The 26,902-nt window shown below is 44.1% G+C and carries 24 protein-coding genes and 1 riboswitch; of the genes, 17 read left to right on the plus strand and 7 right to left on the minus strand.

Going from position 1 to position 26,902, the window contains the following annotated elements; all coding sequences use genetic code 11:
• Positions 1-143: 143 nt before the first annotated feature.
• The 5 genes from mobB to NBH03_RS09750 all read left to right on the plus strand — a co-directional run bounded on the left by mobB (position 144) and on the right by NBH03_RS09750 (position 3,930).
• Positions 144-1,280, plus strand: a complete 1,137-nt coding sequence (gene mobB / locus NBH03_RS09730) for a molybdopterin-guanine dinucleotide biosynthesis protein B (RefSeq protein WP_250799467.1) — start codon at positions 144-146, stop codon at positions 1,278-1,280.
• Positions 1,281-1,423: 143 nt separating this feature from the next.
• On the plus strand, positions 1,424-1,801 hold the full coding sequence (locus NBH03_RS09735; protein WP_250799468.1) for a DUF134 domain-containing protein: 378 nt from the start codon (positions 1,424-1,426) through the stop codon (positions 1,799-1,801).
• Between the two features lies 1 nt (position 1,802).
• Positions 1,803-2,204, plus strand: a complete 402-nt coding sequence (locus tag NBH03_RS09740) for a NifB/NifX family molybdenum-iron cluster-binding protein (protein WP_250799469.1) — start codon at positions 1,803-1,805, stop codon at positions 2,202-2,204.
• Between the two features lie 377 nt (positions 2,205-2,581).
• Positions 2,582-3,280 (plus strand): CoA transferase subunit A, encoded by a 699-nt coding sequence (locus NBH03_RS09745; protein WP_117529083.1) that lies wholly within the window; start codon positions 2,582-2,584, stop codon positions 3,278-3,280.
• Positions 3,280-3,930, plus strand: a complete 651-nt coding sequence (locus NBH03_RS09750) for a 3-oxoacid CoA-transferase subunit B (RefSeq protein ID WP_215691030.1) — start codon at positions 3,280-3,282, stop codon at positions 3,928-3,930. Before NBH03_RS09745 ends, NBH03_RS09750 begins: the two co-directional genes overlap by 1 nt.
• A gap of 445 nt (positions 3,931-4,375) precedes the next feature.
• On the opposite strand, the gene NBH03_RS09760 is transcribed toward NBH03_RS09750, so the two are convergent.
• Positions 4,376-5,683, minus strand: a complete 1,308-nt coding sequence (locus NBH03_RS09760) for an HlyC/CorC family transporter (RefSeq protein WP_250799470.1) — start codon at positions 5,681-5,683, stop codon at positions 4,376-4,378.
• Between the two features lie 218 nt (positions 5,684-5,901).
• On the opposite strand from NBH03_RS09760, the gene NBH03_RS09765 reads away from it, so the two are divergent.
• Complete coding sequence (locus NBH03_RS09765; protein WP_215691027.1) at positions 5,902-6,483, plus strand: zinc dependent phospholipase C family protein; 582 nt, start codon at positions 5,902-5,904, stop codon at positions 6,481-6,483.
• 97 nt (positions 6,484-6,580) lie between these two features.
• Here the strand turns inward: NBH03_RS09765 and NBH03_RS09770 are convergent, their stop codons facing one another.
• Both NBH03_RS09770 and NBH03_RS09775 read right to left on the minus strand, forming a co-directional pair.
• Positions 6,581-8,014 carry a polysaccharide deacetylase family protein gene (locus NBH03_RS09770; protein ID WP_250799471.1) on the minus strand — a complete coding sequence of 478 codons (1,434 nt, stop codon included), beginning with the start codon at positions 8,012-8,014 and terminating at the stop codon, positions 6,581-6,583.
• A 176-nt stretch (positions 8,015-8,190) separates the two neighbouring features.
• Positions 8,191-9,822, minus strand: a complete 1,632-nt coding sequence (locus NBH03_RS09775; protein WP_015515402.1) for an ABC-F family ATP-binding cassette domain-containing protein — start codon at positions 9,820-9,822, stop codon at positions 8,191-8,193.
• Positions 9,823-10,008: 186 nt separating this feature from the next.
• On the opposite strand from NBH03_RS09775, the gene NBH03_RS09780 reads away from it, so the two are divergent.
• On the plus strand, positions 10,009-11,820 hold the full coding sequence (locus NBH03_RS09780) for an ABC-F family ATP-binding cassette domain-containing protein (protein WP_250799472.1): 1,812 nt from the start codon (positions 10,009-10,011) through the stop codon (positions 11,818-11,820).
• Positions 11,821-12,519: a TraX family protein gene (locus tag NBH03_RS09785; RefSeq protein ID WP_250799473.1), complete on the plus strand. Its 699-nt coding sequence runs from the start codon at positions 11,821-11,823 to the stop codon at positions 12,517-12,519. It abuts the gene before it with no gap.
• On the opposite strand, the gene NBH03_RS09790 is transcribed toward NBH03_RS09785, so the two are convergent.
• Entirely contained in the window at positions 12,496-12,693 is a 198-nt protein-coding gene (locus NBH03_RS09790; protein ID WP_015515405.1) for a hypothetical protein, read from the minus strand. The genes NBH03_RS09785 and NBH03_RS09790 overlap by 24 nt on opposite strands.
• 67 nt (positions 12,694-12,760) lie before the next feature.
• Complete coding sequence (locus NBH03_RS09795; RefSeq protein ID WP_250799474.1) at positions 12,761-13,240, minus strand: S-ribosylhomocysteine lyase; 480 nt, start codon at positions 13,238-13,240, stop codon at positions 12,761-12,763.
• 456 nt (positions 13,241-13,696) lie between these two features.
• Between NBH03_RS09795 and NBH03_RS09800 the strand changes: the two genes are divergently transcribed.
• Together NBH03_RS09800 and NBH03_RS09805 are read left to right on the plus strand one after the other, a co-directional pair.
• Positions 13,697-14,743, plus strand: coding sequence for a lactonase family protein (locus NBH03_RS09800; RefSeq protein WP_250799475.1), 1,047 nt, complete (start codon positions 13,697-13,699; stop codon positions 14,741-14,743).
• A gap of 157 nt (positions 14,744-14,900) precedes the next feature.
• Positions 14,901-15,611 carry a metallophosphoesterase gene (locus NBH03_RS09805; RefSeq protein ID WP_227082162.1) on the plus strand — a complete coding sequence of 237 codons (711 nt, stop codon included), beginning with the start codon at positions 14,901-14,903 and terminating at the stop codon, positions 15,609-15,611.
• Between the two features lie 86 nt (positions 15,612-15,697).
• Here the strand turns inward: NBH03_RS09805 and NBH03_RS09810 are convergent, their stop codons facing one another.
• A complete protein-coding gene (locus NBH03_RS09810) occupies positions 15,698-15,958 on the minus strand; it encodes a hypothetical protein (RefSeq protein ID WP_250799476.1) in 261 nt (86 codons plus the stop codon).
• Positions 15,959-16,302: 344 nt separating this feature from the next.
• On the opposite strand from NBH03_RS09810, the gene NBH03_RS09815 reads away from it, so the two are divergent.
• Positions 16,303-16,839 carry a hypothetical protein gene (locus NBH03_RS09815; RefSeq protein WP_250799477.1) on the plus strand — a complete coding sequence of 179 codons (537 nt, stop codon included), beginning with the start codon at positions 16,303-16,305 and terminating at the stop codon, positions 16,837-16,839.
• Between the two features lie 246 nt (positions 16,840-17,085).
• On the opposite strand, the gene typA is transcribed toward NBH03_RS09815, so the two are convergent.
• A complete protein-coding gene (gene typA / locus NBH03_RS09820; RefSeq protein ID WP_117527554.1) occupies positions 17,086-18,912 on the minus strand; it encodes a translational GTPase TypA in 1,827 nt (608 codons plus the stop codon).
• A 377-nt stretch (positions 18,913-19,289) separates the two neighbouring features.
• Here typA and NBH03_RS09825 point away from each other — a divergent pair, with 377 nt between their 5' ends.
• The 6 genes from NBH03_RS09825 (at position 19,290) to NBH03_RS09850 (ending at position 26,893) form a co-directional block, all read left to right on the plus strand.
• Positions 19,290-19,916, plus strand: coding sequence for a single-stranded DNA-binding protein (locus NBH03_RS09825; protein ID WP_015515418.1), 627 nt, complete (start codon positions 19,290-19,292; stop codon positions 19,914-19,916).
• Positions 19,917-20,115: 199 nt separating this feature from the next.
• On the plus strand, positions 20,116-20,631 hold the full coding sequence (locus NBH03_RS09830) for a cob(I)yrinic acid a,c-diamide adenosyltransferase (protein WP_117538578.1): 516 nt from the start codon (positions 20,116-20,118) through the stop codon (positions 20,629-20,631).
• 44 nt (positions 20,632-20,675) lie between these two features.
• Positions 20,676-20,850: riboswitch (Lysine riboswitch) on the plus strand.
• A 153-nt stretch (positions 20,851-21,003) separates the two neighbouring features.
• A complete protein-coding gene (dapA, locus tag NBH03_RS09835) occupies positions 21,004-21,897 on the plus strand; it encodes a 4-hydroxy-tetrahydrodipicolinate synthase (protein WP_015515420.1) in 894 nt (297 codons plus the stop codon).
• A 287-nt stretch (positions 21,898-22,184) separates the two neighbouring features.
• A complete protein-coding gene (gene dapB / locus NBH03_RS09840) occupies positions 22,185-22,940 on the plus strand; it encodes a 4-hydroxy-tetrahydrodipicolinate reductase (protein WP_250799478.1) in 756 nt (251 codons plus the stop codon).
• A 37-nt stretch (positions 22,941-22,977) separates the two neighbouring features.
• Positions 22,978-24,945: a fructose-1,6-bisphosphatase gene (locus NBH03_RS09845; RefSeq protein ID WP_215691052.1), complete on the plus strand. Its 1,968-nt coding sequence runs from the start codon at positions 22,978-22,980 to the stop codon at positions 24,943-24,945.
• 31 nt (positions 24,946-24,976) lie between these two features.
• Positions 24,977-26,893: an NAD(+) synthase gene (locus tag NBH03_RS09850; RefSeq protein ID WP_250799479.1), complete on the plus strand. Its 1,917-nt coding sequence runs from the start codon at positions 24,977-24,979 to the stop codon at positions 26,891-26,893.
• Positions 26,894-26,902 lie beyond the last annotated feature (9 nt).

The raw sequence follows: 26,902 nt of genomic DNA on the forward strand, positions 1-26,902 counted from the left end.
ATTATTACACTGAAAGGTGTGTTACATGTTAAGTTGATTGAACCGCCGTGTACCGAACGGTACGCACGGTGGTGTGAGAGGTCGAAAATTCCTCATCAAGAGGAATTTTCTCCTACTCGATTATCATTTGGGAGTGAAAAATAATGACACATCAGTCTTTAAAATGTCATAAAGCGGCGATTCTTTTGGGCGGTCATTCATCGAGAATGGGCGGACAGCCAAAGTTTCTGCTGAAGGATGGAAAAGGCCAATCTTATCTGAAAAGGCAGATCAAGGCATTGGAGAAAGCAGATAGGATTTATCTGTCAGCAGCCGATGCGGCGCAGTTGGCGCTTATTCAAAATGTATACAAAGATAAGGATTGTTATGGGCTTATAGACGTTGTCAAAGACTGCGGCCCCTTAGGCGGCCTATACACGGTCTTGCAGCAGTTAAAGGATGAAGATGAATGGATTTTTGTGACAGCCTGCGATGTCCCGGAATTGACAGAAAGTATGGTCGGCAGCCTGATTCAGATGTCTGCGGATGCGTATGAACAGGGATATGACTGTATGGTCTATCAGGACAGTCGTGGACGAATCCACCCTTTATGTGGTCTGTATCGACCGTCGCTTTTGCCGGTAATTCAGCAAATGCTGCGGTATAAAGATTATAAAATGATGCATTTGCTGATTCGAAGCCGCTGTTTGATTGTGTCATCGGCAGAGATGGGGATCCCAGATACATGTTTTGTCAATATCAATACGCCGGAAGCGTATGAACGGTGGAAAAATACATCTTTGAACATGCCGAAAGAACAGAAAATATTATGCATCTGCGGTATCAAAAATTCCGGCAAGACCACCTATATTGAAAAACTGCTCAAAGAAATAAAATCCCATGGCAAAAGTGCGGCAGTGATCAAACATGACGGTCACGATTTTGAAGGGGACAGACCGGGAACAGATACCTACCGATATCACCAAGCCGGCGCTGCGGCGACAGCGATTTTTTCGAAGAACAGATATATGATCAATGCAGATGAAGAAATCGATTTGCAGCAGCTGATCAACGGATTTTCAGATGTAGATGTTATTCTTGTGGAAGGTATGAAGCAGAGTGAATTGCCGAAGATAGAAATCGTCAGAGAGAAAATATCCCGTACATTATCCTGCTGCGGGAAGAACTTGATTGCTGTTGTGACAGATTGTGAAGCGGATTTTGACGGAATAGAAAAATGGCCATTAGAGGATTGCAGCCGTTGTTTGAACTATTTGCTTCAAGGCGAATTGAGGTACTGATAAAAAGATGAGTTATTGACATATGCCGATAACTGTGATATAAATGACATATGCCATTTATATCGAACAGTTGATGAACATGAAATGGCAATAGGGATTGCGCGCATCCGTATTGCCGTTGATTTAAGAAAGAGGATGAAGAGATGCCGAGACCAAGAAAGTGCAGAAAAGTATGCTGTCTTCCGAAGGTATCCGAATTTATGCCTTCCGGAGGGGCGTCAGATGAGGCATGCGTTGTGATGACGGTGGATGAATATGAGACGATCCGTCTCATAGATAAAGAGAATTTTTCACAGGAAGAGTGCGGAAAATATATGCATATTGCCAGAACAACGGTGCAGCAGATTTATGACAGTGCCAGAAAGAAGCTGGCGGAAGTTGTCGTAGACGGCAAGATGCTCAGGATTGAAGGCGGAGACTATCGATTATGTGATGGCGCAGAAACAACTTGCGGGTGCGGCGGATGTCCGAAACATCGATGCCGAGCTCAGGTATGGAACAAGGATAAGGGGGATCATTAAAATGAAGATTGCAGTAACATACAATAATGGAGAGATTTTTCAGCATTTTGGTCATACAGAACAGTTTAAGCTGTATGATATAGAGAATGGAAAGGTTGTTGCTTCAGAAGTTGTAGGAACAAACGGCAGCGGCCATGGTGCTTTGGCAGGATTCCTGGCAGAACATCAGGTACAGGTACTGATCTGCGGCGGTATCGGAGGCGGAGCTCAGAATGCCCTGGCTCAGGCAGGTATCAAGTTGTTTGGCGGATGCAGCGGCAATGCAGATCAGGCCGTTGAAGCACTTCTGGAAGGTCAGTTGAATTATGATGCAGATGTGAAATGCAGCCATCATGATCATGAACATGGTGAGGGTGGTCACCAGTGCGGCAATCACGGATGCGGCAGTCATTCATGCCATTAATTGTATTCAGCCATTATCGAGCCATTATTCAGCGGTTAAAAGTAAGATAACAATTACAGAATAAAACATGTCTAAAAAGCGTACACATCAATAAATGTGTACGCTTTTTAGACGTATAGGTTAAAAACGCATAAATACAGGAAGCAAATTCTGTTTAAATTGGATAGTTTAACAATAAATGTACAAAAAATAGACATAATCGAAAAAAAAACGTTATTTTACAGTTATAGATGTATTTTGGCTAAAACAATTATTTGGCTTAAAGCAACTGTTTCGGAGAAAAATAAATCACACAGGAAACAATTGGCATGGTAATTGCTCATTATATAGGCAGGATAAAAAAATACTTCATATAACTTAAGGAGGAAGTGAGTAAAATGGCTAAGACTCAGATTACAACAGCAGCAGAGGCTGCATCTCTGGTAAAAGACGGTATGACAGTGATGGTTGGTGGATTCATGGCCAATGGTACACCGGAGCCGATTATTGATGAGCTTGTAAAAAGTAATGTAAAGGATTTGACAATTATCTGTAATGATGCAGGTTTTGGCAGAAAGAAAGACAAAGAAACCGGAGAATGGAAAGGAAAAGCAAGAGGTGTCGGCAAGCTTGTGGAAAATGGACAGGTAAAGAAACTGATCGCTTCGCATGTTGGATTGAATCCTGAATTCGGTGCAAAATATTTTGAAGGTGAGATTGATCTTGAACTTGTTCCGCAGGGAACCCTGGCAGAAAGAATCAGATGCGGTGGATCGGGACTTGGCGGTTTTTACACACCGACGGGCGTTGGTACAGAAGTCGCTGAAGGAAAAGAAATAAAGACAATTGATGGTGTAGATTATATTCTGGAGTTGCCGTTACATGCAGACATTGCATTGATCGGCGGCCATAAGGCAGATGCATCCGGCAACTTACGTTATATCGGCTCAGAACGCAACTTCAATCCGATGATGGCAATGGCAGCGGATACGGTTGTGGCTGGTGTATCCGAAATTGTGGAAGCGGGTCAGATTGGTGCGGATTATGTTGAAACACCTGGAATTTTTGTGGATTATCTTGTAGGAGGTGCAGAATAATGGGAGATATTAAGAATTTTATTGCAGCCCGTGTGGCAAAAGAATTAAAGGACGGAGATGTTGTGAATCTTGGTATCGGACTGCCGACATTGGTGCCGAACCACCTTCCGGAAGGTGTCGATCTGACTCTTCAGTCTGAGAATGGTTTTGTCGGGCTGGTGCCGCTTGAGGAAGGAAAAGAAAGCCCGCATGTGGTGAATGCAGGCGGTGTGATGGCCGGTATTGCGGATGATGGTGCATTTTTCTCAAGTGCAGACTCATTTGCCATTATTCGCGGCGGCCATGTGGATGTAACAGTCCTCGGCTCTCTTCAGGTAGATGAAAAAGGCAATATCGCCAATTACAAAATTCCGGGAAAAATGCTGCCTGGTATGGGAGGCGCCATGGATCTGGTGGTAGGTGCCAGAAAAGTGATTGTTGCCATGGAGCATACAAATAAAGGCAAGCATAAGATTCTCAAGGAGTGTACATTGCCTCTGACTGCAAAAGGTCAGGTGAATCTCATTGTAACAGAGATGGGTGTAATGAAAGTCACACCTGAAGGTTTGGCATTGGTTGAATACAATCCGGAATATACGATCGAAGAAATCCAGGCTGCAACGGAAGCAGAACTGATTATTGCGGATGATTTAAAGGAAATGGCTGTTTAGTCAGGAGACAGAGACAGTAATATACAGATAGATAAAAAGGAAGATATCTATCCGTATGGGCTGAACAAATGGGAGCAGATATAACTGGTAAAGGGAAGTACCGAATAAGACTGCATCAAATGTATTGGGAAACGGAATAGAACGGAAAAAAAGAAGCTTTGTAAGATGGCTGTGGTGTGAGAAAATAATCCATCTTATGAAGCTTCTTTTATAAGCATAAATTGAATGGGATGAACAACCGGAAAAACTACTGTTCTGTGTCCTCAAGGTCTGATGCACAGTGTGGGCATTTAACGGCATCAATATGTATCTCTGACTTGCAGTACGGACAGACCTTTGTGGTCGGCGCAGCAACAGGTGCAGGCTTCTTCAGCTTGTTGATGAATATCATTCACCAGTGAAGATACGATTGTGCTGAATGCACCACCGATGATGACACCGAAGATCAGTGCTCAGATGGGCTCTGTTCAGTTTCAGTATCTGGCAGACGAATATCAATATCGGCCACACGATGCTTGTCCATCTTCATAACAGTAAAACGGATACCGTTAATATCGATATATTCGCCTTCTGTCGGAATATGACCAAGCTCATGGATCATATGTCCGGCGATTGAATCATAATCTTCAGATTCAAGGTGCAGATCAAGCAGCTTGTCAATATCTTCCAGCTTGGTGGTGCCATCTACGGTATATTCATGTTCATTGACCTTACGGATATCGTCTTTCTCTTCTTCATCGTACTCATCGCGGATCTCACCCACGATTTCTTCCAACAAATCCTCCAAGGTGATGAGTCCGGCAACGGCACCGTATTCATCTAACACCATGGCCATACTGATGGAATTCTTCTGCATATCTACCATCAGGTCTGAAATTCGCTTAAACTCGTAAGTGAAGTATGGGCGGCGAAGAATCTTGCGGATAGAGAAATTCGAGGGAAGATCGCTGTAACAGAAAACATCCTTCAGATTCAAGACACCGATGACGTGATCTTTGTTACCTTCATAAACCGGTACACGGGAATACTTGTCACGCCTGAAAACAGCGAGTACATCCTCATAGCTGCTCTCTACATCCATAAATTCTATATCAATACGCGGTACCATCACTTCACTGGCAACAGAATCGCCGAAGTCCACCACGTTGGTGATCATTTCCTTCTCTTCGGATTCAATAACACCGTCTTCATGACTGACATCGATGACTGTCAGAAGCTCATTCTCTGTCATGGTCTTGGCCTGTGCATTCGGATTAATGCCCATCAGGCGCATCACACCATAGGAAAGGTGATTGATAACAAATATGACAGGTGTCAGGATACGGGTCAGCCAGTAGACAATAACCACATCACCAAGGGCCATCTTCTCGGCATTGATGGTGGCTGCTGACTTAGGTGTGATCTCACCGAAGATCAAAATCAGAATAGTCAGGATACCGGTTGCAAGTCCAACAAAGGTCGCTGCGTTGGCACCGGCTCCGAGTTGTGTGGCCATCTTAGTGGCCAGCATGGTAGATAATGAGGAAGCACTCAGATTGACAATATTGTTGCCAATCAGAATAGCACTCAGCATCTTGGATGGATTATCCGTCAGTTCCTTAACAAGACAGGCGCGTTTATTGCCCTCCTCAGCAAGGCTGCGGATACGAATTTTGCTGACACAGGTTAATGCAGTTTCGGCTGATGAAAAAAAGGCAGATAAAGCCAACAAAACAATCAGAACAATAAGCTGCATCGCGTCACTGGAATCCAAAAAAATCATCTCCTCTGTAAAATCGTATAATTACATTAATTTTATATGATGTGAATGGCAATGTCAAGGTGAATGAACGCTTCCTGTGTAAATGGAATGTGAATTTTTTGTAAATGATATTGATTCTTGATTAGGAAGGGTGTACAATAGTGGAGATGTAAGTAAAAGACAGAAAAAGTGGCTGATGCCGCAGTTATATATGTGTGGAGGGTTTCATATTGAGAAAAAAGTCTCATTTATCATTAGCAGGATACATTGTAGATATTGTGGATGCAGACATGATCGACCATCCTCTGGCTTTCAGATTCGGAAGTCTGGAACCAGACCTTGTGCCCAGCTTTATAACAACTAAACACAGAATTGATCTGACATTCCATAAGCTTGAAAAGAAGATTAATAAAGTCATTGATGAATATGACAAGAATAAAGGCATGACCATCGGTCTGTCCAAGGATCTCGGTGTCATTACCCATTATATTGCGGATTATTTTACATTCCCGCATAATATTGAATATCCGGGAACTATGACAGAACATATTCATTATGAAGCACAGCTGAAAGTGGATTTCAGGGAGTTTGTGAGAAAAATGAAAGAGACACATGCACATTTCCAGGAAGTGAACATGCGGTCGGCGGATGAGATTTGTGCCTTTATTAAGAAATGTCATACAGAATATCTGCATGCAGTGAAGTCTGTGGAGAATGATTGCAGATATATTCTGCAGATTTGTGCACAGGTTGTAGGCTCTATCCTGCATCTGCTGCAGCAGAACAGCATGCCTCTGGGATGTTATATGTAAAGATATGGTTGAAAAATCATTTAAAAGAGACTGTGAAAAATGAATTTACTCATTTTTCACAGCCTCTTTTTTATATCGTGGAGTCATGCGATGGTTATTAGTTGTTGACACCATGGTGCGCCGTCGGGCTTTCAGCGGTCAGGGGCAGAAATGTATACCCATGTGCAAGTCCCCACTGGATGATCTGTTCCACGGCATTGACACTGAAGCCTTTGATATCATGCTGCAGGACAATGGAGACATCATGCTGCTGAATCCCGGAGATGACATTTTGTACGACAACGGATGTATTGGTTGTTTCGCCGGCATCACCGCTGGTGACATTCCAGTCAAAATACTGATATCCCATATCCGTGAGGTCTTTGGTCAGTTTGGTCATAATACCGGAGCAGTAGCTTTTGCTGACGGTATTGGAGCTTCCGCCGGGAAAACGGACAAGGGTTGTCCGGATACCGGTGGCATTTTCAATGGTATCCTGCTGTTTGCGTAGATCGGCAAAAAAGGCATCCTCGCTGGCATAGATTTTGGAATAATCGTGTGTAGCACTGTGAATGCCAATGGAATGACCGGCGTCCGCTTCGGCTTTTAACAAATCCGGGTGACCGGAACCAACGGTAAAGAAGGTGGCTTTGACATTGTATTTGGACAGAATGTCCAAAAGCTTGGAAGTGTATTCACCGGGACCATCATCAAAGGTCAGATAGACAATTTTGCCGGAAGGGTTGACAGTGTCTGCCTGGCGGACCGGCTCAACTGTGACTGTTCGGGTGACCGCTGCTTCATTGCCGTAATTATCCTGAACTTTATAAGTAAGCGAGTAAGTACCTGCGCTGTAGGTATTGACAGAACCATCCACGGAAACTTTATCTGTCAGATCACCGTCCACATTATCTTCGGCGGTATATCCCGGATCGGTATAATCAGAACCGGACTGTATGGTTATTTCACTGTCACCCTTTAAGGCCAGGACCGGCGGGACCGGGTCGTCATAGACAATGGTGCGGGTGACGGTTGTCTCATTGCCGGAGTTGTCGGAAACTTTATAAATCACTGTTCCGTCTTTCTCTTCATGGGTTACTTTATCCGTCAGATCACCGTCCACATTGTCGGATGCCGTATAGCCTTCTTCTTCATAAGGATGGCCGGGAAGGGTATAATGATCCGGATTGGTTGTCAGCTTAATTTCAGGCGGAACTGTGTCTTCAACAGTCACCGTTTTACTGTCCGCACCTTTCCAGAAAAGGAAAGAAGCATGGTAGTTGATGGTGTAACTGCCGAGTTTGGAGGTATTGACAGAACCCTCTGAGGTGACAGTAACAGGGAATCCCTTCTTTAACAGATACCGGCCTTTTAATGCGGCAGTGACGGTGCCGTCATCATAGGTATCGCCGTATTCGATTTTGACATTATTTTCAGAGCCATCATTGATTTCTATATGCCATTGATCGACAAAAAGAATGAAAAAACTTCCGGCAGCAGCCAGAATAAAAATAGTCAGTATGATCAATAAAAGTCGTTTGTTTTTTATCATAAGTAATTTTTAAGCCTCCGATAATTAAGTACATTAACAGCAAAAGAGCAGCAAAGAAATCATGGATCCATCATTTCTCTGCTGCTCTTAGCATAGCACATAAGCCGGATAAAGGCTTTAAAAAATCCTTAAGAATTGCTGACAAGTGCCTGTCTGAATACTAAATTGTCTGTAAATTAATCGTCAGCTTCTGCTTCCATATTGAGAATCTGGCGTTTTCTTGCCATCTCATCATTTTCAAGATATTCATCATACGTACACTGTTTGTCAATGAGACCGCCAGGTGTCAGTTCCATAATACGGTTGGCAACGGTCTGTACAAACTGGTGGTCCTGGGAAGTGAATAACAGAACACCCGGATATTTGATCAGGCTGTTGTTCAGGGCTGTGATGGATTCCATGTCCAAATGGTTTGTTGGTTCGTCCATCAGCATGGTGTTGGCGCCGGACATCATCATCTTGGACAGCATACAGCGGACACGTTCACCACCGGAGAGAACATTGACTTTCTTCAGACCGTCATCGCCTGAGAAGAGCATACGGCCAAGGAAACCGCGGACAAATGTCACATCCTTTTCAGGGGAGTACTGCATCAGCCAGTCAACGATACTGTCTTCGCTTGTAAATTCAGCAGTGTTATCCTTCGGGAAGTAAGTCTGTGTTGTGGTAACGCCCCACTTATAAGAACCCTCATCCGGTTCCATTTCACCGGCTAGAATCTTGAAAAGCGCGGTTGTGGCGTTGACGTTCGGGCCGACAAAAGCTACTTTATCATCATGGCCCAGGGTGAAAGAGATATTGTCAAGGAGCTTCACACCGTCAATGGTCTTGGAAATGCCTTCGACGTGAAGTACTTCGTTGCCAATTTCACGGTTTGGCTTGAAGTCGATATATGGATACTTACGGCTGGATGGACGGATCTCATCCAGCTGGATTTTCTCAAGGGCACGTTTTCTGGACGTTGCCTGCTTGGATTTGGAAGCGTTGGCGGAGAAACGCTGGATGAATTCCTGCAGTTCCTTGATCTTTTCTTCCTTCTTTTTGTTGGCTTCCTTCATCTGTTTGATCATCAGCTGACTGGATTCATACCAGAAATCGTAGTTGCCGGAGTAAAGCTGGATTTTGGCATAATCAATATCAGCGATATGGGTACAGACTTTGTTCAGGAAATAACGGTCATGGGAGACAACGATAACGGTATTGTTAAAGTTGATCAGGAACTCTTCAAGCCATGCGATGGCATCCAGATCCAAGTGGTTGGTCGGCTCGTCTAAGAGCAGAATGTCCGGATTGCCAAACAGGGCTTTGGCAAGAAGAACCTTGACCTTCTGACCGCCGTCCAGTTCACGCATATAAGCATAGTGAAGATCTGTGTCGATACCGAGACCATTTAACAGCGTCGCAGCATCACTTTCAGCTTCCCAGCCGTTTAAGTCGGCAAATTCACCTTCGAGTTCGCTGGCACGAACACCGTCTTCATCTGTAAAATCTTCTTTGGCATAAATAGCGTCTTTTTCTTTCATAATCTCATAGAGGCGCTTATTGCCCAAGATAACGGTATCTAATACCTGATAATCATCATATTTATAATGGTCCTGTTCCAGTACGGATAAACGCTGGCCAGGTGTGATTGCGATGTCGCCCTTGCTCGGTTCGATGACACCGGAGAGAATCTTCAGGAAAGTAGACTTTCCGGCACCGTTGGCGCCAATCAGACCATAGCAATTGCCTTCGGTAAACTTAATATTCACATCTTCAAAGAGTGCGCGTTTGCCAATGCGCAGAGTAACATTATTTGCACTAATCATAGATAAACCTTTCTGTTTGTGTACATATCATTCAGCAGTTACGCCAATTTTTAATAATTTAGACTGCAATCCCTATTGTACCGTATTTTAGCTAATTTGCAAGCCTTTTCAATGGAAAATACAATTGACGGTTATGTAAATTTCATTTATCATTATTAAAGATAAAATAGATAGAGGTATTTTTTTATGAATATAATGAATATTGAACATATAAGCAAAATTTTTGGTGAGAAGACGATTTTCGATGATGCGTCCATCGGTATTCAGGAAGGTGACAAGATCGGTATTGTGGGCATCAATGGCACCGGCAAATCCACGCTGCTTCGAATGATCGCAGGCGATGAAGTGCCGGATTCCGGCAATATTATCCGGCAGAATCAGCTGAAACTGGCATGGCTGCCTCAGGAGCCGAAGTTCCCGGAGAATGCGACGATTCTTTCTTATGCAGGCGATGACGAGACAGGATGGAAGGTTCAGAGCAACTTAAGTCAGTTGGGGATTATGGATTATAGTATGCCCATTGATCAGCTCTCCGGTGGCCAGAAGCGAAAAGTGGCTCTGGCTAAGGTGCTGGCACAGGATTTTGATGTGCTGCTTTTGGATGAGCCCACTAACCATTTGGACAGTGCCATGATCCGGTGGCTGGAAGATTACCTGAAGAATTTCAGGGGAACGATTCTGATGGTGACCCATGATCGATATTTCCTTGACCAGGTGACGAACAAGATCCTGGAGATCAGCCAGGGCAAGATCTACAGCTATGAATCCAACTATTCCGGTTTCCTTGAATTAAAGGCAGCCAGAGAAGAGATGGAATTGGCAACGGAGCGCAAGCGCCAGAGTGTCCTTAGAATGGAACTGGAATGGGCCAAGAGAGGATGCCGTGCCAGAACCACCAAACAGCGTGCCAGACTGGAACGGTTAGAGGCGCTGAAGAACGGAACGGCACCGGAGCAGGCACAGGTTGTGGAGATGGATTCCATTGAGACACGTATGGGTAAAAAGACCATTGAACTGCAGCATCTGAGCAAGCGTTATGGTGATAAAGTCATTCTGGATGATTACAGTTATATTTTCCTGAGAAATCAAAAGGTAGGCATCATTGGTCCGAACGGCTGCGGCAAATCCACACTGATGAAGATGCTGGTGGGACAGGTAGAACCGGATTCCGGTGTCATTGAGATTGGGGAGACCATCCGTATGGGCTATTTTGCCCAGGATGAGAAGGAAATGGATGACCGCCAGCGGGTTATTGATTATGTCAAAGACATCGGAGAATATATTATTACCCGCGACGGCAGGATCAGTGCATCCCAGATGTTGGAGCGATTTCTTTTTACACCGGAAATGCAGTATGCGCCAATCGGCAAATTATCCGGCGGTGAGAAGCGCCGTCTGTATCTGCTTGGTGTTTTATGTCAGAATATCAATGTCCTTCTGTTAGATGAGGCCTCCAACAATCTGGATATTCCGACCATGACAATCCTGGAGGATTATTTGAATTCATTTGTAGGCATTGTCGTGGCTGTTTCCCATGACCGCTATTTCCTTGATAATGTGGCGGATCGTATTCTGGAATTTGACGGACAGGGCCACATTCGACAGTATGAGGGCGGTTATACCGATTATCTGGAAGCCCATGAGAAGCGTTTTGGCACAGCACCGGATATGAGTCTGACCAATAAGACAAAAGCTGACAGCGGGGAAAAGAAGAACAATTCCAAAGACTGGAAGCAGAACAGACCGGTGAAATTAAAGTTTACATTCAGCGAGCAGAAGGAATTTGATACCATTGATGATGACATTGCAGCCCTTGAAGCGAAGATTGAACAGATTGATGCGGATATGATGAAGTTTGCCACGGATTCCGGAAAACTCAATGACCTGATGAAGGAAAAGGATGCGAATGAGTCAGCCCTTGAAGAGAAGATGGATCGCTGGGTGTATCTCAATGATCTGGCAGAGCGGATTGAAGCTCAGAAACAGGGAGGAAAATAAATGAATCCTTCGGTCAATATATCCCGGTATCAGCGACTGGACGGCACAGTATTGAAATTGATCGCCTGTCTGTCTATGTTCATTGATCATCTGGGAGCGGTTTGTTTCAGCGGGATGATGGGATTTCGCATTATCGGACGATTAGCTTTTCCAATCTACTGTTTTTTGCTTGTGGAAGGGGCTGTGCATACCCGTAACATGAAGAAATATATTCTGCGTATGGGTATTTTTGCATTGATTTCGGAGGTTCCTTTTGACCTGGCTTTTTATCACCGGTTGGTATATACGGGTCATCAGAATGTATTTTTTACCCTGGGACTGGGACTTCTGGCTATCTGGTTCCTTGAGCACCCCATTGAGCAGCTGGACATTCCGGATGTACTCTATAAATTGCTTGTTATTATTGCAGCGGGGCTGATCGCTGAATTTTTCAATACGGATTATGGTTTTACTGGGATTGCGGTTATCTGTATTTTTTATTATCTGCGGGGGCAGCCTCAGTTAAAATATTCCATTGCGGCGATTCTTCTGGCTGCTGTGGGCGGTGTTGAAGTTTATGCGGTGCTGGCCCTGATCCCGATCCTGCTTTATAATGGGCAGAGGGGCCGGCAGACGAAAGTGATGCAGTATGGTTTTTATATCTTTTATCCGGCCCATCTGCTTTTAATTGCGGCTTTATACCATCTTTTCATCCTGTGAGGGTGAAGAAGATTTCGGCGGAAAATCGCCGATGTAGGGCGGAAGATGGTCATCACGGACGGTCATCCGGTCTGAACCGTCGGTACTGTTGGTGATGTCAGGCTGCGGCATCGTAAGGGATTCGGCTTTTTGAAAATAGTGATCCGGATGAAAAGAAATCTGCGGTTCTATCATAGGAAACCTCCTTTTATGAGTGGTTTTTGTGATAGTATGCCGCAGATTTTTGTTTTTATGTCGATTTTTATTCCGGATAAACCAGTCTGTTGTCATCAATATTGTACAGTACATTGTCAAGATAGCGTTTGGCCAGATAATTGGCCATTGGCAGGTTCATATCCAGATAATTGCCGCAGTCCTTCGGACTTGCGCCTGGCACTTCGTCTTTGAAGTCTCTGATGAATTCAAACATCTCAATCATCAGCGGCACAATCTCTTTGGAAGTCAGGTCACCGGCCAGCAGCAGGTAAAAACCTGTGCGGCAGCCCATTGGTCCAAAGTAAATGGTTTTATCACCGTAAACCGGATGGTTGCGTAAAAAAGTAGCAGCCAGATGTTCAATGGTGTGTACTTCGGCCGTGTTCATTACAGGTTCATCATTAGGACTGGTCATGCGCAGGTCAAAAGTTGTGATGACTTCTTTGCCAATGGTATCCTTACGGGAAACATAAACACCGGGAACAAGTTTTAAATGGTCAATTGTGAAACTGGCAATTTTCTCCATAGTAAAATCCTCCTTAATGGGCGAAACGCAGATGTTTTTTTGAAGTTGCCAATCATTCATCATTCAAAGCAGGCACGTTCGCACGGCCTGATGTTGGCAGCGGTACATAAGGCACTAAAGGACAGTGCCTAAGTACCGGCCACATCAGAAGCACCTGCTTTTGAATGATGAATGATTGGCAACTATCTAAGAATACAGAGCATTTCGCGTTGAGTATAATTCTAAAAATAAGATAATGTGGTTGATGAATAACATCAGTATGAGATTACTACAAATAGGGACGGACGTCAATGTTTTAACTTGGGTTATTGTGGACATCTGGGATGGAATATGGTACACTTACGTTTAGAAAATAGCGGTAAGTGTGCCTGTTTTGAATTGATAATTGAATTTCTTCTTTGAAAAATAAAGGGGTTCAGCTTTGAATGGCAGATGACTTTGAGAGGAGTTTTTAGAATGGCAGATAAATATGTAGCATATGTGGGTTCTTATACAAGAGGCGAGAGTGACGGTATTTATATTCTGGATGCGAATGTGGAGTATGCATACTTTAAGGTAAGGGACTCATTTAAGATCAACAATCCTTCATTTCTGAGATTAGCCCATGACGAACAGTACTTGTACAGCAATTGTGATGAGGGCGTGGCTTCTTTTAAGATTTTGCCGGACGGCGGTCTTGAATTGATGAACAAAGCTTCTGTGAATGGTCTGAGGCCTTGTTATCTGTCTGTGGACAGAGCCAACCGCTATCTGTTGACAGCAGGCTATCATGATGGCAAGTTGACTGTTTTAAGATTAAATGAGGATGGTACGATTCAGGGCGTGACGGATGAAGTCTTTATGAAAGGTCTTGGCAGTATTGCCGGAAGGAATTATCGCTGCCATGTGAATTGTGCGATTTTCTCACCGGATGAACGTTTCATTATGGCCGTTGACCTTGGTATGGATCAGGTAAAGGTGTATGAGTTTGATCATGAAACAGGCAAGATCAAGCTCCATGATATTCTGAGATGCGAATTGGAATCCGGACCGAAGCATATGATCTTTACATCGGATGGTCGTTATGCTTATCTGACCCATGAGAATAAATGCTGCGTGACGAAGTATGCCTATGATGCTGAGACTGCTCATTTTACAAAGCTTCAGACAATTTCTACACTGCCTGAGAAGTATGATAACTACAACAGTGCCATTACATTGAAATTGACTCCGGACGACAGATATCTTTTTGTTACCAACTCCGGCAACAATTCTGTAGCAATCTATGAGATTAATGAAGAAGATCAGATGATGAAGACATTATGTATTCTTCCGGTCAGTGGTGAATATCCAAGAGACCTGGCGATTATGCCGGGAGATCAGATGTTTGTGTCTGTCAATCAGGAAGGCAATTCCATGACATCCTTCAAAGTCAACTACGACAAAGGCTATATTATGATGAGCGGTGCGCCATTGAAGATGCCGTCACCGACATCTATTCAGTTGAAACAGATTTTTGAATAATCGGTGATTGAGGAAAATGACAATTTCAAAGAGACATATAAAGTGAACTGAGGTGTCGCCAAAAAGTTAGACTTTATATGTCTTTTTTGTTAGCAGGGGACAAGTTTTTATTTGGTAGAGTTTATAATGATAACAGATGAGAAGAAAGGGTGATTCGATGAAAGTTTTAGTAATACCGGATGTGCATTTGAAACCGTGGATGTTTGAACAGGCAGCAGTGCTTATGCGTGCAAAAAAGGCGGACCGTGCAGTGTGTCTGATGGATATTCCGGATGACTGGGGGAAAGAGTATGATATTGCACTGTATGAACAAACCTATGATGCAGCTATTGATTTTGCCAAAGAATTTCCGGAGACAGCCTGGTGTTATGGCAATCATGACCTGAGCTATCTCTGGCATCGCATAGAAAGTGGCTACAGTTCAATGGCAGCTTACACTGTGCAGAGAAAATTATTGGATTTGCGGGATGCACTCCCGGAGAGCAATCCGATTCGCTATGTCCAGAAAATAGATAACGTGTTATTTTCCCATGCGGGGGTATTGGATTATTTTGCAGAGAGCGTTGTACCGAAAGCAAAATATCATGACGTGGAGGCAGTGGTGGCGGCCATTAACGAACTCGGTCCAAACGAAATGTGGAACGATGCCTCGCCTATCTGGCTCAGACCCCAGCATTCCAATATGCGGTTGTATAAGCCGCGGAAACTATTGCAGATAGTGGGCCATACACCGATGGATATGATTACAAAAGAAGGAAACTTGATTTCCTGTGATGTCTTTTCAACTTACCGTGACGGCAAGCCCATTGGAACAGAAGAATTTCTGCTGCTGGATACAGAAACATGGGAATGCAGTGGCGTAAAATAAAATTAGGATAGTAAAAAACAAAAATGAAGGAAGACTGTAGGATACAGGATATTCCTTCATTTTTGTGTTAAAGGCTATAAAATAGATTAAGAAAAAGTACCTTTGGCGCTGCAAGTTAAGGTGACAGATTTGTTAATTGTTTTTTCTATACGTGAACCAACATAAAAATTGGCAGTTGCTTTAGCTGTGGCAGAAGGATGTTCACTGAGAAAGTCATCGATACTGCTTTCTATCATTTGCATAATAGAAGCTGTCTCTTTTGGAGAGTGTGTAAAAGTGAGCTGCTGTTTAATTTTTGAAAGATCATTATGAATTTCTTTATCTGTGATGGATGATGGTACTTCCATTTTCAGACCTCCAATTTTAAATTTAAAAAGTTATTGACAGTGGTAATATAAGCAGCATAATTTTTCTTCATGTCTTCGTAATATTCTTTGCCTGTTTCGGAAAGATGGTAGTAAACACGAATTTTCTTTTTTCAGTTACAACATTAGATGTTGAAACTAGGTCTTTCTCAAGAAGACGATTTAATATAGGGTAAAGAGATGTCTCTTTACAGGCACACAATTCATGGTTTTTTATAGGCTGATTTGCATTGACAGAATAATTCACGTATGATAACTTGTAATTAGAAAATATTTCTAAAAAGTACAAAGATTCACGCGATTTAAGAACAGGAGGAGATGATAGGATGAAGTTAAAATGTCTTGGAAGAATTTTCGCATGCATGGCAGTATTGATGGCTATGCTGTTGGCGGCAGGTTGCCAGAAGAGTGGTAACAGTTCTGAAGAAAGCGCCAACGCTGTGCTTAATCAATTTTTAAGCGGTACGGTGCAGGATGCCGATGAATTTGACAGCCAGTATGCAGAGATAGCATCTGCCGAGACCGGCGATGAGACCGGAATGGTATCGATAGACGGAATGGAAGATTATTTTCAGAAACAATTTGGAGAGATAATGACAGCTGATTGCATCGCAGATTTGTTGGCAGACCGTTCAATGATAGCTCCGATGAAACTGGCACAAAAGCTGGATAAAGATATCATTGCGCAGGATATACAGTTGACAGCAAAATCAGGAGAAGATAATGCTTACGACTTCAGCACACAATTAGTCACCTCCGATGATAAACAGCCAGTCGGCACCGCAACAGGATACGTGAAAATGCAGTCCGACAACTCCACCTGGAAAGCCTCTGCTCTGACCATAAAAATAACAACAGACTAAAATTACGGATTAATCAGAAGCAGCATTCACTAGTCAAAACGAATTAGGGTGCAGCGTGGCCTCAAAATTCCCGAAAAAGATATAAAAAGCGTCTATTTAGACACAAGTGCTTCAATGCTCGCCGGTACTTAGGCAGTGTATTTTACTGCCTTATGTACCGCTGCTAGCATTGGCAGCGAGAGCGGCTTGTGTTGAATAGACGCTTTTTATATCTTTATTTAGAAATGACAGGCCACGCGTCAAAAATTACTTTTTGTTCGCACGCATACGCTGTTTCGGATCCAGAATCTTCTTACGGATACGAATATTCTTCGGTGTAACTTCAACAAGTTCATCATTTTCGATGAAGTCAAGGGCTTGCTCAAGGCTCAGTACCTTATGTGGTACAAGCTTTAAGGCTTCATCGGAACCTGAAGCACGGGTGTTGGTCATCTGTTTACGTTTGCAGACATTCAGCTCGATATCGCCGCCTTTAGGGTTTTCACCAACGACCATACCCTGGTAAACCTGTTCGCCAGGTCCGAGGAACAGTGTACCACGTTCCTGTGCATTGAACAGACCGTAAGTGATGGTTTCACCGGCTTCAAATGCGATCAGGGAACCTGTCTGACGGTAAGCAATGTCACCCTTGTATGGGCCATAGCTGTCAAAAATAGTATTCAGGATACCATTACCCTTTGTATCTGTCATGAATTCACCACGATAACCAATGAGGCCACGGGATGGGATCAGGAACTCAAGACGAGTGTAACCGCCGTTGGAACGGGACATACCCTGCAGTTCGCCTTTACGGAAGCTCAGCTTCTCGATAACAATACCGGAGAATTCATCTGGTACATCGATGACAGCCTGTTCCATTGGCTCAAGAAGATGACCTTTCTCATCCTTGTGGTAAATAACTTCTGCCTTGCTGACTGCAAATTCATAGCCTTCACGACGCATATTCTCGATGAGAACGGAAAGATGCAGTTCACCACGGCCGGAAACTTTGAAGCAGTCTGTGTTCTCTGTATCTTCAACACGGAGGCTGACATCGGTATTCAGTTCTTTGTAGAGACGTTCACGAAGGTGTCTGGATGTTACGAACTTGCCTTCGCGGCCGGCTAATGGACTGTCGTTGACAAGGAAGTTCATGGAAATTGTAGGCTCGGAAATCTTCTGGAATGGGATTGGCTCTACAAAATCAGGGGAGCAGAGTGTATCACCGATATGAATATCGGAAATACCGGAAATAGCGACGATGGAACCGACGCCTGCTTTCTCAACTTCCACTTTGTTCAGACCGTCAAACTCATAGAGCTTGCTGACTTTCACTTTGCGACGCTTTTCAGGGTCGTGGGCATTGACGATGATAGCATCTTCATTCACACGGATAGAACCGTTGCTGACCTTGCCGACACCGATACGGCCAACATATTCATTATAATCAATGGTACTGATCAGTACCTGTGTGCCCTTGTCAGGATCACCTTCCGGAGCAGGAATGTGGTTGATGATCGTCTCAAATAATGGCTGCATGCTGTTGCTGTCATCACCAATCTCAAGCATAGCCACACCTTCCTTGGCAGAAGCGTACACAAATGGGCAGTCTAACTGTTCTTCACTGGCATCAAGATCGATGAGCAGTTCCAGAACTTCGTCAATAACTTCGTCCGGTCTTGCTTCAGGACGGTCGATCTTGTTGATACATACGATAACAGCCAGGTTCAGTTCAAGGGCTTTCTTCAGAACAAACTTTGTCTGAGGCATTGGGCCTTCGAAAGCATCTACAACGAGGACAACGCCGTCTACCATTTTAAGGACACGTTCTACCTCGCCGCCGAAATCGGCATGTCCCGGTGTATCGATGATGTTGATCTTGACATCCTTATAAAAAACTGCTGTATTCTTGGAAAGAATGGTGATACCACGTTCACGTTCGATATCATTGGAGTCCATAACTCTTTCCTGTACAACCTGATTGCTTCTGAAAACACCGCTCTGTTTCAAAAGTTCGTCTACCAGAGTTGTTTTACCATGGTCAACGTGAGCGATGATGGCAATATTTCTTGTATCTTCTCTCTTTATATTCATATAAATCCTTCTTTCTGAAAAAGAATCTGCTTAACAACGCTATTTATCATATCAATTACGAAAAGGTTTTTCAAGTTTTTTATTGCGGAAATCTATAATAAAACGGAATAAATGCATTCAAAAGGCCGAAAAATGACCGATGGCCCCCTGCAAATGCCATTAAATGGAAGAATCTGTCGATGAATGAGAATTTCTTTTCATGGTAAATCATGGTAGATTTGTAATTGTCACATGACAGTTTGATTCAGACAAAAGAGGCGTGATGAGAGCATATCCGTTCATGAAAAAGAGATAGCATAAATCGGATGTGGACAGAATACATATAAATACATATTAAAAAACTTATATTTACCGGAGTGGTGAAAGGGGATTAAAAGATGGCAGATAAAGCAATGGATAACAATCAGGTGACAATCGTTGGAACGGTTGATTCGGAATTCACATACAGCCATGAAGTTTTTGGAGAAGGCTTTTATATGCTGGAGGTGGTTGTCAACCGTCTGAGTCATATGGAGGATCGGATTCCTTTGATGGTTTCTGAGCGGCTTGTGGATGTGAAGGAGAGCTACAGGGGGAAGATCGTGGAAGTACACGGACAGTTCCGTTCTTATAATAAGCATGAAGAAAGCAGAAATCGTCTGATTCTTTCGGTATTTGTCCGGGAGTTTGCATTTGTGGGGGAAGAAGGAACGCTGACAAAGCCGAACAGCATTTATCTGGATGGCTATATCTGCAAACCGCCGGTATATCGGATGACACCTCTTGGACGTGAGATCGCAGACCTTTTGATGGCTGTCAACAGGCCGTATGGCAAGTCGGATTATCTGCCGTGTATCTGCTGGGGAAGAAATGCACGGTTTGCCGGCAAATTTGAAGTGGGAACACATATCCATCTCTGGGGAAGGATTCAGAGCCGTACATATCAGAAACGGCTGGATAACGATGTAGTGGAAAAGCGGACGGCCTATGAGATTTCCGTCAGCAAAATTGAATGTGTAGAATAAAGGTCAATATGCAGACTAAAGGCATCAGAACGGTAGTTTTTGCTTGACGTTTTCCCAGGAATGTGATATTTACTATATATTGTTGTAACTGTTCAGAGCCAACCTAAATTTTATTTGGCTCTGAACAGTTATATATTGTTTTATAATTCACGATGTGAGAGGATAGAGAGATTCATTATAAGAATCAGAGGTAAATGTTGTGGAAAAAGGTTTAGTAAAGATTTACTTTGGTGAAGGCAAAGGCAAATCCACCTCTTCGATGGGGCGTGCACTTGTCTGCGCAGGCGAGGAGAAAGAAGTTTTTGTTATACAGTTTCTGAAGGGTAAGATGACCGGCAGTTTGGATTACCTGAAGAGACTGGAGCCGGAGATCAAGGTTTTCAGGTTCGAAAGAGAAGAAGCTTTTTATGAAGATCTGAGTGATGAGGAGAAGCAGGAGGAGAAGGTCAATATTCTCAATGGCTATAATTTTGCAAAGAAAGTATTATCCATTGGGGAATGTGATGTATTGATCCTGGATGAGATTCTGGGACTTGTTGATCTTGGGATTATTACCTGTGAAGATGTGATCCGTCTGATCGACATGAAAGATGAGTCTGTGGAATTGATCATGACAGGCCGTCACCTTCCGGAAGAACTGATTCCGTATGCGGATTATATTTCAAGGCTGGACATTGTGAAAGGTGCCTGCTCTGAAAAACCGTCATGTATGTAGCTTTTCTGTTGACATGAGGGGTATTTGGTGATACTATGAAACAGTAATTAAGTAGAGGCGCATATTTATATAAGTAGAACTCAGGATGCAGTCAGGTGCAGATGAATGGGTTGGAAAGGATGATATGCCGAAGCTTTATATTTCCTGGAAGATATATTGCTGGGCATACAGTTAAGAGCTGTATGACTGTCATCATTTTGATGGAGTGCTGCTTGAAGAATTTTCATAGTTGAGATTATTCTTATGAGTCGGCATTGCGTCGGCTCTTTTTTATGCCATGGTCTGTTTCATTGGAAGGCTCTGAGCCTTGCACAAAAAAGAGCGGAAGTACATGTCCCCTTTATGGCAGTAATAAAATTGGAGGAAAGAGATATGGCAATTTTTAAAGGTGCAGGTGTTGCAATCGTTACACCAATGCATGCAGACGGTTCAGTTAATTTTGAGAAACTTGAAGAGACCATTGATTATCAGATTGAGAATGGCACAGACAGTATTGTTATCTGCGGTACAACCGGTGAGTCTTCCACATTGTCAGAGGAAGAACATATTGAATGTATCCGTACAGCTATCAGCCGTACAGCAGGCAGAATTCCTGTTATTGCAGGTACAGGTTCCAACAGTACAGAGACAGCCATCTATCTGACGAAAGAGGCTGAAGAGGCAGGCGCAGACGGTGCACTGGTTGTGACACCTTATTATAATAAAGCAACACAGAAAGGCCTTGTGGCACATTACACAGAGATTGCAAAGCATACAGATATGCCGATCATTCTGTATAATGTACAGAGCCGTACAGGTGTGAATATCGCCCCTGAGACAGCTGTGACACTGGCAAAGACATGTGACAATATTGTTGGCATCAAGGAAGCCAGCGGCAATATTTCCCAGATTGCTACACTGATGCAGCTGGCAGACGGATGTATTGATTTATATTCAGGTAATGATGATGAAGTTGTTCCGATTCTGTCCCTTGGCGGTATCGGCGTGATTTCCGTATTTTCGAATATTTGCCCGAGAGATTCTCATGATATTGTTGCCAAGTATCTGGCAGGGGATGTGAAGGGAAGTCTTGAAATGCAGTTAAAGGCACTGCCTTTGATGCATGAATTATTCAACGAAGTGAATCCGATCCCTGTTAAAGCGGCAATGAATCTGCTTGGCATGAATGTCGGACCGCTCAGAATGCCTTTATCCGAGATTGAGCCTGAACATAAGGCACGTCTTGCTGCAGCCATGAAGGCTTATGGTCTGAAACTGGCAGAATAAGAAATAGATTTTTCTGGAGACTTTTTCGGATGCACAGCGTATTGTGTATCCGGGAGAGTCTTTCTTTGTTTATTAAAAACTTGTAACTGTTCAGAGCCAAGCAAAATTTCAAAAAGCAGGTTATGAGAATGTCAATACTTTAACTATAATTGCGTTATGGCCCGATGTAGGGTAAAATGAAAGTAGTGCATTGTCAGAAGACTGTAAAAGAGAAGACAATCGGGCAATGAACAGTTACCAATGAATATTTATATATGAATAGAATCAATCAAATGGAGGATACAGAGATGGTAAAGATAATTATGCATGGCTGCAACGGCGCCATGGGTCAGGTGATCACAAAGCTGGCAGCGGAAGACAAGGATGCAGAGATCACGGCAGGTATTGACCGTGTGGATAACAGAGAGAATCCATATCCGGCATTTACATCTTGTGATGCATGTGATGTGGAAGCGGATGTGATTGTTGACTTCTCTGTTGCACAGGCTGTAGATGGGGTTCTGGCTTATGCATTGAAGCGAAAGATGCCGCTGGTTCTTTGTACAACAGGTCTGAGTGAGAAACAGCTGGAGGATGTGAAGACTGCTTCAGCACAGATCCCGATCCTGCGTTCTGCCAATATGTCACTGGGTGTGAATACAGTTTTCAAGCTGGCAGCGGCAGCTGCAAAGATTCTCGGTGAAGTCGGTTATGACATTGAGATTGTTGAGAAGCATCACAACAAGAAGATGGATGCACCGTCCGGAACAGCACTGGCGATTGCAGATGCGATCAATGAGGCTATGGATGATCGCTATACATACAAACTGGATCGTTCAGCAGAACGTGCCAGAAGAGAGGCCAATGAGATCGGTATCCAGGCTGTCAGAGGCGGTACAATTGTCGGCGAGCATGAAGTCCTTTTCTGTGGTCCGGATGAAGTGATCGAGATTAAGCATACGGCTTATTCAAAGGCTATTTTCGGCAAGGGTGCGATTCAGGCTGCACAGTTTTTGAAGGGAAAGAAGCCGGGCATGTATCAGATGAGCGATGTCATTGGTTAGCAGAATAGAAAAACGGAAAGGAGCCGCTATGGAACAGATGGACGATTTACAGAAGCGTTATCTGAAACTTTTATCTGAGAAGTATCCGACCATTGCGTCGGCATCAACGGAGATTATCAACCTGTCTGCCATTATGAACCTGCCGAAAGGAACGGAGCATGCTCTCAGTGATATTCATGGAGAAGCCGATCAGTTTTTCCATGTGTTGAAGAATGGTTCAGGGGCAGTCAGAGCCAAGATCGATGAAGAGTTCGGCAACAGCATCAGTATGAAGGACAAGAAGCAGCTTGCAACATTGATCTATTACCCGGAGAAGAAGCTGGAGCTTATAGAGAAGGAAGAGGACGATATTGAGGATTTTTACAGAATGACCTTTCATCGCCTGATCCGCGTCTGCAAGCGTTCACAGTCTAAGTATACACGGTCAAAAGTCAGAAAGGCACTGCCGAAAGACTTCGCCTATATCATAGAAGAACTTCTTTACGAAAGAGAAGATATCCTGAATAAAGAGGCATACTACAATGAGATCATCAATACGATCATCCGCATTAATCGTGCTAAGGAATTCATTGTGGCTATGTGCAATCTGATCCAGCGTCTTGTTGTGGATCATCTGCATATCGTGGGGGATGTTTTTGACAGAGGTCCGGGGGCAGCTGCCATCATGGACAGACTGATGTCCTACCATTCTGTGGATATTCAATGGGGCAACCATGATGTGCTCTGGATGGGTGCAGCCAGCGGACATCCGGCCTGCATCGCCAATGTTATCCGTATCAGTGCCCGTTACGGCAATCTGAATACATTGGAAGATGATTACGGTATCAATCTGATGCCTCTGGCGAATTTTGCCAATACGGTTTATGGAGATGATCCTTGTTCACTGTTTGCGATTAAGCATGTGGAGAGGGAGGATTACAGCATCAGTCAGGTGGAAGAAGAAGTGGAAGTTAAGATGCATAAGGCCATTGCAATCATCCAGTTCAAACTGGAAGGGCAGCTGATGATGCGCCGACCGGAATTCCATATGGCGGACAGACTTTTACTGGATAAGATTAACTATGAAAAGGGCAGTATAACCATAGACGGCAAGGAATATGATCTGCTTGATCATAACTTCCCGACCATTGATCCGAAGGATCCGTATGCGCTTTCACCGGAAGAAGAAGATATTATGAACCGTCTTGTGAATGCCTTTAAGGGGTGTGAGAAGCTTCAGAAGCATATCCAGTTCTTCTTCAAGCAGGGCAGCCTTTATCTTTGCTACAATGACAATCTGTATTATCATGGCTGTGTTCCGTTCAATGAAGACGGCACATTCAGAGATGTAACATTGAAGGGCAAGAAGTATTCCGGTAAAGCTTTATATGATTTTCTTGAGAGCTGCGCAAGAAAGGGCTATTATATGAGCAGTGATCCGGAAGAGAGGCTGTACGGTCAGGATATTATGTGGTTCATCTGGTCCAATGAGGATTCACCTGTTTTCGGCAAGGAGAAAATGGCCACATTTGAGCGATATTTTATCAATGAACCATCATTGAAGGAAGAACGTAAGGATTATTATTATAAACTGATCGAGAGAGAAGATATCTGTGATATGATTCTCAGGGAATTCGGTATGGATCCGAAGCGGTGTCATATTGTCAATGGTCATATGCCGGTGAAGTTCAAGAAGGGGGAAAGCCCGATCAAGGGCAACGGCAAGTTGCTGATCATTGACGGAGGATTTTCAAAGGCTTATCAGAAGACAACGGGTATTGCAGGCTATACGCTGATCTACAATTCCTACGGACTTCGACTGGTTACCCATGAACCATTTGAAAGTCTTGAAAAGGCGATTATCGAAGAGACCGATATCCATTCCAATATTACAGTTGTTCAGCTGGTCAATGAACGCCGGCTGGTTGCAGATACCGATGTCGGCAAGCAGATCCGCAAAGACATCGTTGATCTGGAACAGCTGCTGGATGCTTATCGAAGAGGCCTTCTCAGAGAAAAACGCTGACTATAACGATAAATTTGGAGGCAACATTCGTATGTTTGACGGATTTTTACGCGTTGCAGCGGCCACTCCGGATATCCGGGTGGCGGACTGCAATTTTAACGGCGCATCTGCGGCAGCACTTGTGTCCGAGGCCTATGAGCAGGGCGTCAGTCTGCTTGTACTGCCTGAATTATGCCTGACAGGATATACATGCAGTGATCTTTTCCTGCAGGAAAGCCTGTTGGATGGTGCAGGAAAGGCACTGCTTACACTGACAGAGGCTACAAGAGACAAGAATATGGTTGTATTAGCCGGTCTGCCGCTGACGGTGAATGGGGTCCTTTACAATGTCGCTGCAGTGCTTCATGATGGCGATATACTTGGATTTGTACCGAAGTCTTATCTGCCTACGTACTCAGAATTTTATGAAGGACGCCATTATCACAGCGGTGCGGATATTGAGGCGGATGTTTTATTTAATGGAAGAACGTATCCATTTGGTACCAGACTTTTGTTCAGATGCCGTCAGATGCCGGCTTTTACTCTTGGTATAGAGATCTGCGAGGATCTTTGGGTTGCACAGCCGCCAAGCATCAGCCATGCACTGGCAGGGGCGACGGTGATCGCCAATCTGTCAGCCAGTGATGAGACAACAGGCAAGGATATCTATCGCAGATCCCTTGTAAGCGGACAGTCTGCACGACTTGTCTGCGGCTATATTTATGCAGATGCCGGTGAGGGTGAATCTTCAACAGACCTTGTGTTTGGCGCGCACAATCTGATCTGCGAAAACGGCAGCATTCTGGCAGAATCTGAACGTTTCAGCAATCAGATGATCATGGCAGATATGGATATATCCAAGCTGATCAGCGAACGACGCAGAATGACCACATGGCAGCCGAAGTTTGACAATGGTTACCGTGTGATTGATTTTGATCTTGAACTGCATGAAGTGGATTTAAGACGTTTCATTGATCCACATCCGTTTGTGCCGGATGATGCCATGGACAGAACGAGACGATGTGAAGAGATTCTGACAATTCAGGCGATGGGATTGAAGAAGCGTCTGGCACATACACACTGCAGACATGCGGTTGTAGGCATTTCAGGCGGTCTGGATTCCACATTGGCGCTGCTTGTGACTGTACGTGCCTTTGACATGCTGGATATGGACAGAAGTCAGATCATGGCTGTGACAATGCCGTGTTTCGGTACGACAGACAGAACGTATCACAATGCCTGTGAACTGGTTCGAAGACTTGGAGCAACCCTTGAGGAAGTGGATATCAAAGAAGCAGTGACGCTGCACTTTTCAGATATCGGACAGGATCCGGCCAATCATGACGTGACCTATGAGAATGGCCAGGCCAGAGAGAGAACCCAGGTACTGATGGACATTGCCAATCGTCTCGGTGGTATGGTCATTGGTACGGGAGATATGTCGGAGCTGGCGCTGGGATGGGCGACCTATAACGGTGATCACATGTCTATGTATGGCGTCAATGCATCGGTACCAAAGACTTTGGTGCGTCATCTTGTCAGATATTGTGCGGACACAGCGGACAGTCAGACATTAAGGGAAACATTGCTGGATATTCTGGATACACCGGTGAGCCCGGAATTGATTCCTCCGGAGGACGGTCAGATTTCACAGAAAACTGAAGATCTGGTGGGACCGTATGAACTGCACGATTTCTTCCTGTATCATATTCTTCGTTTCGGACGGCATCCGGCCAAGGTATATCGCCTGGCCCTGAAAGCTTTTGAAGACGTTTATGATGCCGCCACGATTCTCAGATGGCTGAAGACTTTTTATCGCCGGTTCTTTGCACAGCAGTTTAAGCGCTCATGCCTGCCGGATGGTCCGAAGGTGGGTTCTGTTGCGGTTTCTCCAAGAGGGGATCTGCGTATGCCGAGTGATGCCTGCGTGACACTCTGGATGCAGGAACTGGATGAGATTGTCGAGTAGATGGCAAAC

The sequence above is a fragment of the Coprococcus intestinalis genome (assembly GCF_023656595.1).
GTDB lineage: Bacteria > Bacillota > Clostridia > Lachnospirales > Lachnospiraceae > Coprococcus_A > Coprococcus_A intestinihominis.